Origin of the sequence: Enterobacter sp. MGH 4, from assembly GCF_000534735.1 — a bacterium.
Lineage (GTDB): Bacteria > Pseudomonadota > Gammaproteobacteria > Enterobacterales > Enterobacteriaceae > Enterobacter > Enterobacter intestinihominis.
Map to the genome: position 1 here is coordinate 89,311 of NZ_KI973289.1, position 12,574 is coordinate 101,884.

Annotated in this window: 10 protein-coding genes and 1 pseudogene; 4 read left to right on the plus strand and 7 right to left on the minus strand. The window is 56.6% G+C overall.

All coding sequences use genetic code 11. The annotated features are described in order from the left end of the window. Positions 1-28: 28 nt before the first annotated feature. Positions 29-1,606, plus strand: a complete 1,578-nt coding sequence (gene guaA / locus L350_RS21645) for a glutamine-hydrolyzing GMP synthase (protein ID WP_006811514.1) — start codon at positions 29-31, stop codon at positions 1,604-1,606. Positions 1,607-1,708: 102 nt separating this feature from the next. Here guaA and L350_RS21640 read toward each other — a convergent pair whose 3' ends face one another. After that, complete coding sequence (locus L350_RS21640) at positions 1,709-2,062, minus strand: helix-turn-helix domain-containing protein (RefSeq protein ID WP_032623785.1); 354 nt, start codon at positions 2,060-2,062, stop codon at positions 1,709-1,711. Positions 2,063-2,396: 334 nt separating this feature from the next. Here L350_RS21640 and L350_RS21635 point away from each other — a divergent pair, with 334 nt between their 5' ends. Together L350_RS21635 and oqxB are read left to right on the plus strand one after the other, a co-directional pair. Then, positions 2,397-3,572: a multidrug efflux RND transporter periplasmic adaptor subunit OqxA gene (locus L350_RS21635; RefSeq protein WP_032623787.1), complete on the plus strand. Its 1,176-nt coding sequence runs from the start codon at positions 2,397-2,399 to the stop codon at positions 3,570-3,572. A 23-nt stretch (positions 3,573-3,595) separates the two neighbouring features. Further along, complete coding sequence (oqxB, locus tag L350_RS21630; protein ID WP_023300700.1) at positions 3,596-6,748, plus strand: multidrug efflux RND transporter permease subunit OqxB; 3,153 nt, start codon at positions 3,596-3,598, stop codon at positions 6,746-6,748. A gap of 65 nt (positions 6,749-6,813) precedes the next feature. Here oqxB and L350_RS21625 read toward each other — a convergent pair whose 3' ends face one another. The 3 genes from L350_RS21625 to L350_RS21615 all read right to left on the minus strand — a co-directional run bounded on the left by L350_RS21625 (position 6,814) and on the right by L350_RS21615 (position 9,526). Then, entirely contained in the window at positions 6,814-7,293 is a 480-nt protein-coding gene (locus tag L350_RS21625; RefSeq protein ID WP_003860591.1) for an efflux pump transcriptional repressor OqxR, read from the minus strand. A gap of 167 nt (positions 7,294-7,460) precedes the next feature. After that, positions 7,461-8,849, minus strand: a complete 1,389-nt coding sequence (locus L350_RS21620) for a sensor histidine kinase (protein ID WP_032623789.1) — start codon at positions 8,847-8,849, stop codon at positions 7,461-7,463. Then, positions 8,849-9,526 carry a response regulator gene (locus L350_RS21615; RefSeq protein ID WP_032623790.1) on the minus strand — a complete coding sequence of 226 codons (678 nt, stop codon included), beginning with the start codon at positions 9,524-9,526 and terminating at the stop codon, positions 8,849-8,851. The genes L350_RS21620 and L350_RS21615 overlap by 1 nt, the downstream gene beginning before the upstream one ends. Positions 9,527-9,731: 205 nt before the next feature. Here L350_RS21615 and L350_RS21610 point away from each other — a divergent pair, with 205 nt between their 5' ends. Further along, complete coding sequence (locus tag L350_RS21610) at positions 9,732-10,568, plus strand: MipA/OmpV family protein (RefSeq protein WP_032623791.1); 837 nt, start codon at positions 9,732-9,734, stop codon at positions 10,566-10,568. A gap of 130 nt (positions 10,569-10,698) precedes the next feature. Here L350_RS21610 and L350_RS0122060 read toward each other — a convergent pair. The 3 genes and pseudogenes from L350_RS0122060 to L350_RS21600 form a co-directional block, all read right to left on the minus strand. Then, positions 10,699-11,444: pseudogene (locus L350_RS0122060) on the minus strand (alpha/beta fold hydrolase). A gap of 10 nt (positions 11,445-11,454) precedes the next feature. Then, a complete protein-coding gene (locus L350_RS21605; RefSeq protein WP_032623794.1) occupies positions 11,455-11,922 on the minus strand; it encodes a DUF6130 family protein in 468 nt (155 codons plus the stop codon). Positions 11,923-12,078: 156 nt separating this feature from the next. After that, positions 12,079-12,249, minus strand: coding sequence for a YfgG family protein (locus tag L350_RS21600; RefSeq protein WP_017383512.1), 171 nt, complete (start codon positions 12,247-12,249; stop codon positions 12,079-12,081). Positions 12,250-12,574 lie beyond the last annotated feature (325 nt).

Sequence of the window (12,574 nt, forward strand, 5' to 3'; positions counted from 1 at the left end):
TGTTTCACTTGCCTCGGAATTAGCGTCAATGACGGAAAACATTCATAAACATCGCATCCTCATCCTCGATTTTGGTTCTCAGTACACTCAACTGGTGGCGCGTCGCGTGCGTGAGCTGGGCGTATACTGTGAGCTGTGGGCGTGGGATGTCACGGAAGCACAGATTCGCGAGTTCAATCCAAGCGGCATCATCCTGTCCGGCGGCCCGGAGAGCACCACCGAAGAGAACAGCCCGCGCGCGCCACAGTACGTATTCGAAGCGGGCGTACCGGTGTTTGGCGTGTGCTACGGCATGCAGACTATGGCGATGCAGCTGGGCGGCCACGTAGAAGGCTCTAACGAGCGTGAGTTCGGCTACGCGCAGGTAGAAGTCGTCACCGACAGCGCGCTGGTGCGCGGTATCGAAGATTCCCTGACCGCAGACGGCAAACCGCTGCTGGACGTGTGGATGAGCCACGGCGACAAAGTCACCGCTATCCCGTCGGACTTCGTGACCGTAGCCAGCACCGAAAGCTGCCCGTTCGCGATTATGGCGAACGAAGAAAAACGCTTCTACGGCGTGCAGTTCCACCCGGAAGTGACTCACACCCGTCAGGGTATGCGCATGCTGGAGCGCTTCGTGCGTGATATCTGCCAGTGTGAAGCCCTGTGGACCCCGGCAAAAATCATCGACGACGCCGTGGAGCGTATCCGCCAGCAGGTTGGTGATGACAAAGTGATCCTCGGCCTCTCCGGCGGCGTGGACTCCTCCGTGACCGCGATGCTGCTGCACCGCGCCATCGGCAAAAACCTGACCTGCGTCTTCGTGGATAACGGCCTGCTGCGTCTGAACGAAGCCCAGCAGGTCATGGACATGTTCGGCGACCACTTCGGTCTGAACATCGTTCACGTGGAAGGCGAACAGCGCTTCCTGGACGCGCTGAAAGGCGAGAACGATCCGGAAGCGAAACGTAAAATCATCGGCCGCGTATTCGTGGAAGTGTTCGATGAAGAAGCGCTGAAGCTGGAAGACGTGAAATGGCTGGCGCAGGGCACTATCTACCCTGACGTGATCGAGTCTGCGGCCTCCGCAACCGGTAAAGCGCACGTTATCAAATCTCACCACAACGTGGGCGGCCTGCCGAAAGAGATGAAGATGGGCCTGGTTGAGCCGCTGCGCGAGCTGTTCAAAGACGAAGTGCGCAAGATTGGTCTGGAACTGGGTCTGCCGTACGACATGCTCTACCGTCACCCATTCCCGGGCCCGGGCCTCGGCGTACGCGTGCTGGGCGAAGTGAAGAAAGAGTACTGCGACCTGCTGCGTCGCGCGGACGCGATCTTCATTGAAGAGCTGCACAAGGCTGACCTGTACAACAAGGTTAGCCAGGCGTTCACCGTGTTCCTGCCGGTTCGCTCCGTCGGCGTGATGGGCGATGGCCGCAAGTACGACTGGGTTGTCTCCCTGCGTGCGGTTGAAACCATCGACTTCATGACCGCGCACTGGGCGCACCTGCCGTATGACTTCTTAGGCCGCGTGTCTAACCGCATCATCAACGAAGTGAACGGCATTTCCCGCGTGGTGTATGACATCAGCGGCAAGCCACCGGCGACGATCGAGTGGGAGTAAGCCCATAACCTTTCCTGCGAAGTTATAAGCAGGTAAGACTGATAAAACCCTCTGTTTACAGAGGGTTTTTCTTTTGTAACTGATATCCGAACGGGACGTGAATTATTGGCTCATCTGCCGGGATCCACGGCAGCCGATACTGCGTCGCCATGCCCCTGGCGCCTGACCATACTGACGCTTAAAGCTGCGGTTGAAGGACTGCTGAGAGTCAAAGCCCAGCGCGATCGCCACGTTCAGAATTGGTTCATCGCTTTGGGCTAAGCGCTCAACCGATTTTTGCAGCTTTTGCGCGCGAATATATTCGGCGAGAGGGGAGCCGGTATGTTCTTTGAAGATCCGCTGGAGATGCCATTTCGAATAGCCGGCTCGCCTGGAGACGGTTTCAATGTCCAGACGGCTATCAAGGTTGTTGTCGATCCAATCGAGCAAATCGTGACTGAATGCACCCGTGTTCATCTTGCTTCCCCCTACGCCACGCATTAAAAGCATCTTTGTTTGTTGCACTTAAAGGTGGCCCGTTTTGAAATTAATTGCAAGTTTTATTGTTACATTTAAACCCCTTCTAATAACCCGTGATTTACCTTCGCCGCAAATAGCACATAAAGTGCAACAATTATTCTTGCACTTAATTAAGCGCCTTCCTACAATCGCCGCGATAGTGTATTCGCAACTGTTACAGTTTTGTGGCGATGAACGACACAAATGGCCTTAAGCCAGACCGGACAAAGGAAGTGGCGCGGCGCCTCCCGCTGCGTCTTGCCCGGCGGCTACAATAACCGGAATAAAAATAATGAGCCTGCAAAAAACCTGGGGTTACTTTCATCTGAGCGCGACGGGGGTGGTTTTACTCTCCGCGCTTCTCGTCGGGTGCGATGACAGTGTCGCGCAAAATGCTGCACCGCAAGCGCCCGTCGTCAGCGCAGCTGACGTGGTGGTGAAATCCATTAGCCAGTGGGACAGCTTTAACGGTCGTATTGAAGCGGTGGAAAGCGTTCAGCTGCGCCCACGCGTCTCCGGCTACATTGATAAAGTGAATTACACCGACGGTCAGGAGGTGAAAAAGGGCGAGGTGCTGTTCACGATTGATGACCGAACCTATCGCGCGGCGCTGGAACAGGCGCAGGCGAACCTGGCGAGAGCCAAAACGCAGGCCTGCCTGGCGCGAAGCGAGGCTAACCGTACCGATAAATTAGTCAATACCAACGTGGTATCCCGTGAAGAGTGGGAGCAGCGCCGTTCCGCTGCTACCCAGGCACAGGCCGATATTCGCGCGGCGCAGGCGGCGGTTGATGCCGCGCAGCTCAACCTCGACTTCACCAAAGTGACCGCGCCTATCGACGGTCGCGCCAGCCGGGCGCTGATCACCAGCGGTAACCTGGTGACTGCGGGTGACAGCGCCAGCGTGCTCACCACCCTGGTCTCACAGAAGACGGTTTACGTCTACTTCGATGTGGACGAGTCCACCTATCTTCACTATCAGAACCTGGCCCGCAGCGGGCGGGGGGCGTCCAGTCACCACACGGCGCTGCCGGTGGAGATTGGTCTGACGGGTGAGGAGGGCTATCCCCATCAGGGCAAAGTGGATTTCCTGGATAACCAGCTCACGCCGAGTACCGGTACAATCCGCATGCGCGCGCTGCTGGATAACTCACAGCGTCAGTTCACGCCGGGACTCTTCGCACGCGTGCGCCTGCCGGGCAGTGCGGAATTTAAAGCCACGCTTGTTGACGATAAGGCGGTGCTGACCGATCAGGATCGTAAGTATGTTTATGTCGTTGATAAAGACGGGAAAGCGCAGCGCCGCGATATTACGCCGGGGCGTCTGGCCGACGGTTTACGTATCGTACAGCAGGGGCTGAATCCCGGGGATAAAGTCATCGTCGATGGTTTACAAAAAGTGTTTATGCCGGGTATGCCGGTTAACGCGAAAACCGTTGCCATGACCGCCAGCGCCGCCCTCAACTGATCCCTTACCTGAGAATCCAATCCATGGACTTTTCCCGTTTTTTCATCGACAGGCCGATTTTTGCCGCCGTACTGTCGATTCTGATTTTTATCACAGGATTAATCGCCATCCCGCTGCTGCCGGTGAGCGAATATCCTGATGTCGTGCCGCCAAGCGTGCAGGTGCGCGCCGAGTACCCGGGCGCCAACCCGAAAGTGATTGCCGAAACCGTGGCGACGCCGCTGGAAGAGGCGATCAACGGCGTTGAAAACATGATGTACATGAAATCCGTCGCGGGCTCCGATGGCGTGCTGGTGACTACCGTCACCTTCCGTCCGGGTACCGACCCGGATCAGGCGCAGGTACAGGTGCAAAACCGCGTCGCACAGGCCGAGGCGCGTCTGCCGGAAGACGTTCGGCGTCTGGGCATTACGACTCAGAAACAGTCGCCAACGCTGACGCTGGTGGTGCATCTCTTTTCGCCTGGCGGTAAGTACGATTCACTGTATATGCGTAACTACGCCACGCTGAAGGTGAAGGACGAGCTGGCGCGTCTGCCCGGCGTGGGTCAGATCCAGATTTTCGGCTCGGGTGAATACGCGATGCGCGTCTGGCTGGATCCAAACAAGGTGGCGGCGCGCGGACTGACGGCCTCGGACGTGGTGACGGCGATGCAGGAGCAAAACGTACAGGTCTCCGCCGGGCAGCTTGGCGCCGAGCCGCTGCCGAAAGAGAGCGATTTCCTGATCTCCATTAACGCCCAGGGCCGTCTGCATACCGAAGAAGAGTTTGGCAATATTGTCCTGAAAACAACGCAGGACGGTACGGTCGTCCGCCTGCGCGACGTGGCGCGTATCGAGATGGGTTCCGGCAGCTATGCGCTGCGCTCCCAGCTGAACAATAAAGACGCGGTCGGGATTGGTATCTTCCAGTCGCCGGGGGCAAACGCCATCGATCTGTCTAACGCGGTGCGCGCCAAAATGGACGAACTGTCCACCCGTTTCCCGGACGATATGAAGTGGGCGGCACCTTACGACCCAACGGTATTTGTGCGCGACTCGATCCGTGCGGTTGTACAAACGCTGCTGGAAGCGGTGGTGCTGGTCGTGCTGGTGGTGATCCTGTTCCTGCAAACCTGGCGCGCGTCGATCATCCCGCTGATCGCGGTGCCGGTATCGGTCGTGGGTACCTTCAGCATTCTTTACCTGCTGGGCTTCTCGCTGAATACCCTGAGCCTGTTCGGGCTGGTGCTGGCCATCGGTATCGTGGTGGATGATGCCATCGTGGTGGTGGAGAACGTCGAGCGAAATATCGAAGAGGGGCTCGCCCCGCTTGCGGCGGCGCATCAGGCGATGCGTGAAGTGTCCGGGCCGATTATCGCCATTGCGCTGGTGCTGTGCGCAGTGTTTGTGCCGATGGCGTTCCTCTCTGGCGTGACCGGCCAGTTCTACAAACAGTTTGCGGTAACGATAGCTATTTCCACGGTGATCTCCGCGATCAACTCGCTGACGCTTTCTCCGGCGCTGGCCGCGCTGCTGTTGAAGCCGCATGGTGCCCCGAAAGATTTCCCGACCCGGCTTATCGATCGTCTGTTCGGCTGGATTTTCCGTCCGTTTAACCGCTTTTTCCATCGCAGCTCGACCGGCTATCAGGGACTGGTAGGGAAAACGCTTGGCCGACGCGGTGCAGTGTTTGCGGTTTATTTGCTGCTGCTTTGTGCCGCGGGTGTGATGTTTAAAGTCGTACCCGGCGGGTTTATTCCGACGCAGGATAAGCTGTACCTGATCGGCGGCGTGAAAATGCCGGAAGGCTCGTCGCTGGCGCGCACCGATGCGGTGATCCGCAAAATGAGCGAAATCGGGATGAATACCGAAGGCGTGGATTATGCGGTCGCGTTTCCTGGCCTGAACGCGCTCCAGTTCACCAATACGCCGAACACCGGGACGGTCTTCTTTGGCCTGAAGCCGTTCGACCAGCGTAAACATACTGCGGCGGAAATTAACGCGGAGATCAATGCGAAAATCGCGCAAATCCAGCAGGGCTTTGGCTTCTCGATTCTGCCGCCGCCGATTTTAGGGCTGGGTCAAGGGTCGGGTTATTCGCTGTACATTCAGGACCGTGCTGGTCTGGGCTATGGCGCGCTGCAAAACGCGGTGAACACCATGTCCGGGGCGATTATGCAGACGCCGGGTATGCATTTCCCCATCTCAACCTACCAGGCTAACGTTCCGCAGCTGGATGTGCAGGTTGACCGTGATAAAGCGAAAGCGCAGGGCGTATCGCTTACCGATCTTTTCGGCACGCTGCAAACCTATCTGGGCTCGTCATATGTAAACGACTTTAACCAGTTTGGACGGACCTGGCGCGTAATGGCACAGGCCGACGGGCAGTTCCGCGACAGCGTGGAAGATATCGCGAATTTACGCACACGCAATGACCAGGGCGAAATGGTGCCGATTGGCAGTATGGTGAAAATCACGACCACCTACGGGCCGGACCCGGTGATCCGCTATAATGGTTACCCGGCGGCGGATCTTATTGGTGATGCTGACCCGCGCGTGCTCTCTTCCGCGCAGGCGATGACGCAGCTGGACGCCATGTCTAAGCAGATCCTGCCGAACGGGATGAATATTGAATGGACGGACCTGAGTTTCCAGCAGGCCACCCAGGGCAATACGGCGCTGATCGTCTTCCCGGTCGCGGTGCTGCTGGCGTTCCTGGTGCTGGCGGCGCTGTATGAAAGCTGGACGCTGCCGCTGGCGGTGATCCTTATCGTTCCGATGACGATGCTCTCCGCACTGTTCGGCGTCTGGCTGACCGGGGGCGATAACAACGTCTTCGTGCAGGTGGGGCTGGTCGTGCTGATGGGGCTGGCCTGTAAAAACGCGATACTTATCGTGGAGTTTGCCCGCGAGCTGGAAATTCAGGGCAAAGGCATCATGGAGGCTGCGCTGGAGGCGTGCCGCCTGCGTTTACGCCCGATTGTAATGACCTCTATCGCCTTTATTGCCGGGACCATTCCACTGATCCTTGGTCACGGGGCAGGGGCAGAAGTCCGCGGCGTCACCGGGATCACCGTCTTCTCCGGGATGCTGGGCGTGACGCTGTTTGGTCTGTTCCTGACGCCGGTCTTTTACGTGACGCTGCGTAAGTTCGTGACGCGCGGCAAAGCGGAAAGAGAGGTGTTGCCTGCGTAGGACGTAGCAGATAACAAAAAGCCGCCTTCATTGTGAAGGCGGCTTTTTTTCGCAATCCGTCAGGATTAAGGCGCTTTTTTATGCTGCGTACAGAGTTCCGGCACCGGATCGCACCCGCTGGTATCGGCTTTTTTCACCTCTTCCAGCGCGCTGGCGACGGTATGGCGCGCTAAAACCGCTAACGAAGCCTGCTCCGCTTCATCAGCGATTGATTTGAAGTACCAGCAGGCGTTGGCGCTGACCACACAGCGGGCCGGGACGTCAGGACGGGACGCCCACAGCTTTTTATCTTCAGTGACGGAAAGGTAGATATCACGCAGGGTGATCTCTTCAGCCGGGCGGCCAAGGTGAATAGAGCCGTTGCGGCCAAGCGTGGAGACGATAATGCCGTCCCGGGCGAGAGGAACCATTAATTTGCGGATAAAGCTCGGATTCGCTTCCAGGCCGTAAGCCAGGATTGCACTCGTCGAACGTTCACCCGATTGCTCCGCCATCGCTACGCTGAGAACCATCTGCAAAGCTGTCGGGAAGCGGTAATCTAACATTTTTCTGTCCTGGGTTGCGGTGAATCTTGTTCTTTTTGGCACCGCAGAGGTGAATAATCAGTAAGTAACAATATAACAAATACGGTAATTTTATTGAAGCAATCTGCGGCATACGTGAAGTAACGCTGCGCTGACACATGTCAGGACGTGTAGCGCCGGGTTTACGTTCATGCGAACGCCGGATTCGGGAAATCAACGGTCACCATAAGACCACCTTCGGCTGACGTACTCAGATTGACCCTGCCGTTGTGTTGCTGCGTAACGGCTTTGACGATGGCAAGCCCCAGTCCACTCCCGCTTTGGGTCTGATTAGGATCGCGGAAAAATCTGTCGAACACGCGCTCCCGCAGTTCAACCGGGATACCGGGGCCCGCGTCTGAGACGCGCAGCTGAGCGGACTTATCACGCGATTGCAGTTGTACCTCAATGCGTCCACCCTCAGGGCTATACTTCACGGCATTCTCAATTAAATTGTCGATCAGCGACACCAGACGTTCCCGAATGCCTGCGACATGGATTTCATCGTCGGCGAAGAATTCAAACTCAATCCCGCGTGCCGATGCCAGCGGCTCCAGTGCGGCCATTCGCTCCTGAATAAGCGTTGTCAGCGGCACAGGCTCCATTACCGTGTCGATGTGCGCTTCGCTGTGCTTCATCAGCAGAAGCTGATTGACGAGACGAGCAGCACGGCTATTGCTGCGAACAATGCCTGCAAGCAGCTCCTGCTGGCTTTCGCTGATGACCGAGGACTGCAGCGCCTCGACGTTGATTCGCATCGCGGCCAGCGGCGTACGCAGCTCGTGCGCGGCATCGGCAATAAACACCCTTTCCCTTTCGGCGCTTTCCCGCACCCTGGCGAGAAAGTCATTAATCGCGTCCACCGTCTGGCGCAGCTCCCTGTGCCTGGGAACGGCTTTTAAGGGAGAGAGATCGTCTGGCGTGCGCAATGAAATTTCATTCACTACCCTGTTCCAGGGGCGCATCGCGATGCGGATTGACAGCCACGCGGGAAACAGAAGAAAAGGGATGCATACCAGCAGCGGCATGACGTAATAGCCGCGCGAGTTCAGGTAGATAAAGAAATTCCAGCTGCCAGCCGGGGTGAAAAGGGTGACTTCAACGTCGGAGCGCGCGGATTTGAGCGTGCGGCTCGTCCAGGTGTGGTCTCCGGTCCGGACGCGCTGCATTTCCCCCAGGCGGCTATTTTTCACCTCCGTTGGCGCGCCACGCGAAGAAAAAATAATCTCATTATGCTTGCGAACGATCAGGTTGATAGCGAGTTCCGGATCTTCACCGCCGCCATACCCCTCCCGCAGCGCCTTGCTGAACGCGGCCAGCACCTCATTACGCGCCTGCGGCCTATCCTCCATGCTCTCAACCAGGGAAAAGAGGGTTTCGTAAGTCTCACTGCCCGTGAGTATTGGAGGGCTGCGCAGGTCCTCCAGCAAAATGAAGGTTAAAAAGAAACACCAGAGCAACGTAAGCAGCAGCATCTGGGCGACCAGCATTCGCCTGACCAGCGTAGGGAGCCTGAGGCGGTACCAAAAATTACGCATCAACCTGCCGCCTTCTGAACCGGTACGGTATCAATGACGTACCCTACGCCCCGCACCGTTCGCACAAAGCCATCGCCAATTTTTCGCCGCAGGTTACCCATATGCACGTCGAGCGCGTTGCTGAGATTTTCTTTCGTGCCGAATATCCTCTCTTCCAGATACCGCCGCGTAAGCACGCGATCGGCGCGCAGCATTAACGTTTCAAGCAGCGCATATTCGCTTGCCGTCAGCTCAACGTGGCGTGCGCTCACCATTACGCGACGCGTCGGAATATGAAGCGACAAACCGCGAATTTCTATTGCCTCATTTTCAAAACCGTAACTGCGTCGCGCAAGGGCTCTCACGCGTGCCAGCAGCTCGGCGAGAACAAAAGGTTTGACCAGATAGTCGTCCGCGCCCGCGTCCAGCCCGCACAGGCGGTCCTGCAGCGTGCCTCGCGCCGTCAGGATAATGACGGGGATCCCCCGGAGCTGCTGACGCAGACGCGTCATCAGGCTCATGCCATCGCCATCGGGCAGCCCCAGGTCGAGCAGGATAAGCTCCGGCACGCAGAGCTCAAGCTGATGCAGCGCATCCTCTTTCCGGCGTACCCATATGACATCAAATCCTTGATCTGCAAGGGCGAAACGTACGCCGTTGCCGAGATCCAGGTCGTCTTCAATTAGTAGAATTTTCACAAAGGTAACGGTATCAGCAGTGGATGAAGAACAGCTTAAGAAAAAAACGGTATCAGGAAATCATTCAGCTTTACAGAACCAGCACGTGCTTCAGCGTTTCTTCATTTTCGGCTCATAAGAACCTTAGGGAGGGTATTCAGAATGAGCGCGCTGGCGTTTAACACCGCCTGAATCGTAACCATCTGAATCCAAAAGGGCTTCTTTAATGAGAAACTGCAAACTGCGTCACAGGTTCCCCCGTTCACTCATCGGTCGCAGCGTGAAAAGCATCCTGTCGGGGGCCGTCCTGGCGTTACTGGCTACCCCGGCGCTGGCGGCCGGGCAGCGCCAGGGCAACGTGTTAACCCTGGGGGGCGGCGTGGATGTTGCGCCACGCTATTCCGGTTCGGATAAGAGCCGCGTTACTGCGGCTCAGGTGGTTGATTACGCGATGGCAAATGGGTTCTTTATTAGCACTACCCGCGGGCTCGGCTACGGCAACAGCTTTGGTAAGCTGGACTACAACGCAGCGCTGAGCTATCGCGCAGGACGTAAGGATCGCGACGTAAGCAGCGATTCGATCGCCTCCGGCAGCGACGACCTGCGAGGAATGGGTGACATTAAAGGCTCAGCTATCGTTGTGCCAGGGCTGGGGTACAGGGTGACTGACTGGCTGACCGTGCAGTTGCAGGCAGAGGTCCCGGTTTCTGAGAGAGACAATGGTGAAGCTGTGCATTTCGGTATTGCCAGCCCGCTCTATACATCTCCGAAAAATGCGTTAACGCTGGCGCTGACCGGTAGCTGGGGATCCAGTAAGTATGTGCAAACCTACTACGGGGTGAATGCCGCCCAGTCGGCCGCATCGGGTTTTGCCCGACACGATGCCGGATCGGGAATATATGCGTATTCGCTGAATCTGGACTGGACCCATAAGCTTACCTCCCGCTGGAGCCTGCTTGCCGCAGCTGGCGTTACGCAGCTGACGGGGGAGGCTGGCGATAGCCCCATTGTTCAGCGAAAAACGTCTCCTGTGGGAAGTTTGAAGGTGACGTATAGCTTCTGATGGTTCAGTGAGGGCGAAGGCGCGTTTGTGACAAAACCGCACATAACCCCGTTACAGGAGCCGGAAGTACATAAAGCCCGTAGGATGGCGTGGCCCGAAGTCGGACCGTTCATCATGCGGGCTTTTTTTATCACTGTTGACCCGATAACGCCTGTTCAATCGTACGGGTAACAACGTCCGGCTGGCTGACCATCGATACATGGCTTGCCGCAACCTCCGTGGTGTTGGCGTTGATTTTCTTCGCCATTGCGCGCTCAAGCTCAGGATTGATCATCCGGTCATTTTTGCTGACCACATACCAGCTCGGTTTGTCATGCCAGGCGGCATGCGCGACTTTCTCCCCAAACGCATTGGCCTTAATGGGGCTCTGCGTCGCGGCAATCACGCTGCGCTCAACGTCCTTCACGTCAGGGGCAAAATTCTCGCTGACCGCTTTTGTCGGCAGATATAAATACCCCTCTGCCGTTTTAGCGAGGCTGGCGCTCCCTGGCGGAGCAGGGAAGCTATTTGCCAGTTCTGCCGTCGACTGGCCGGAATCCGGCGCAAAAGCGGCAACGTAAACCAGTGACTTCAGCGGGCATTGTTTCCCGCCTCGCTGATTACCGTCCCGCCCCAGGAGTGACCGACCAGCACCACATCCCCATGAGCCCGGGCAATAGCACGCTGCGTGGCGGCGACATCATCTTTCAGAGACGTGAGCGGAAATTGTACCGCAGTGACCTCGGTATGGTGTTTTTGCAGCCGGGTGATCACCTTATTCCAGCTGCTCCCGTCGGCAAACGCCCCGTGCACCAGCACCACGCTGGCTTTCGTCTCTGCCAGCGCGCTGGTGGAAACCGCCAGCAGCGCCGCTGTTAATACAGACAATGCTTTCATAACAGGCTCCTTAAAAGTGATGAACCGCCGCGTGGGGCGGTACGGTGAATTCAACGGTTTTATGGTCGATGGGCTTATGCGTCGGGTCGGCAACGATGATGGTTACCTTGTGTTTCCCGGCGGGCAGCCCGACCAGGATCACCGGCTCGCCGCTGGTATCAGCCCAGTGCCAGGGCGCGTCATCCACCACTACGTGAATATGGCCGATACGCGGAGTGACTTTCAGCGCGTCGGGTCCAAATACAGGTTCAATGCGCAGGTTTTCGACGCGGTACTGAATAAAGACCGCACCTTTACTCAGCGGTCCCGCCAGCGGTGGGTCGACGATCAGTTTTGCTGGCGGCTGGGGTTTTTCCTGCGGCGCTAGGGCGGCCGGGCCATTAACATCAGCGGCGCTCAGGCCATCCAACGGTGCGGCCAGTGCGCCAGCAAAGGACGTCAGCGCAAATACAGGAAGCAGGAAATATCGACGAATCATCTGTGGCTCTCCTCATCAGTTTATTATGGCGAGGGACACAGAAGACCATTTTTATGTATCGGGGATGTTTGCTTTTGCGGGCGTTTTGTACCGGTTTGTCAGCGTAGCGCTCGGGATACAGTGCGATACAGTTTGTCTGCCTGGAGCGAACACGCTTTAGCGCTCGGGCGAATCCACTACAAGACCTGATTGCTGCGACTGAATTTTGTCCTGATGGTGATACCAGGCGCCAATGGAGGAATAAACAAAGCGGCCAAAGAAAAACAGGAAACTGATGAGCAGTATGATGCGGGTCATCCGGGTGTTAAATCGATGTCGTTTTCGCATACGCGTAGCCTGACTCACTTTCTTTTCCTGAGTATACCCTTTTGGGCGATACGGCTATTAAGGCACAGCCGCAAGTCGGGGTCAATTCAGCGAAATGTAAAATACCGTCAATGCTTACATTAATTTATGTTATTAAAAACAACGCTTTTATTTATCGCATTGATAATTACAGGAAAAATATTCAAATAAAACGTAAGAAATGTTTATTCAGATAAATTAATTTGATTTAGGTCAACGGCATCTCGTCGTTGATATTTAAAATCCCACCTCCACTGTGCTTGCCAGGAATTTTCCGGGCATCGTGTACGTCAGGTTGGATGCCTGT

Coding starts and splice junctions, on each gene's coding strand:
- L350_RS21600 (WP_017383512.1), bottom strand. CDS start 12,249: ATGCGAAAACGACATCGATTTAACACCCGGATGACCCGCATCATACTG.
- L350_RS21610 (WP_032623791.1), top strand. CDS start 9,732: ATGAGAAACTGCAAACTGCGTCACAGGTTCCCCCGTTCACTCATCGGT.
- L350_RS21625 (WP_003860591.1), bottom strand. CDS start 7,293: ATGTTAGATTACCGCTTCCCGACAGCTTTGCAGATGGTTCTCAGCGTA.
- L350_RS21605 (WP_032623794.1), bottom strand. CDS start 11,922: ATGATTCGTCGATATTTCCTGCTTCCTGTATTTGCGCTGACGTCCTTT.
- guaA (WP_006811514.1), top strand. CDS start 29: ATGACGGAAAACATTCATAAACATCGCATCCTCATCCTCGATTTTGGT.
- oqxB (WP_023300700.1), top strand. CDS start 3,596: ATGGACTTTTCCCGTTTTTTCATCGACAGGCCGATTTTTGCCGCCGTA.
- L350_RS21620 (WP_032623789.1), bottom strand. CDS start 8,849: ATGCGTAATTTTTGGTACCGCCTCAGGCTCCCTACGCTGGTCAGGCGA.
- L350_RS21635 (WP_032623787.1), top strand. CDS start 2,397: ATGAGCCTGCAAAAAACCTGGGGTTACTTTCATCTGAGCGCGACGGGG.
- L350_RS21640 (WP_032623785.1), bottom strand. CDS start 2,062: ATGAACACGGGTGCATTCAGTCACGATTTGCTCGATTGGATCGACAAC.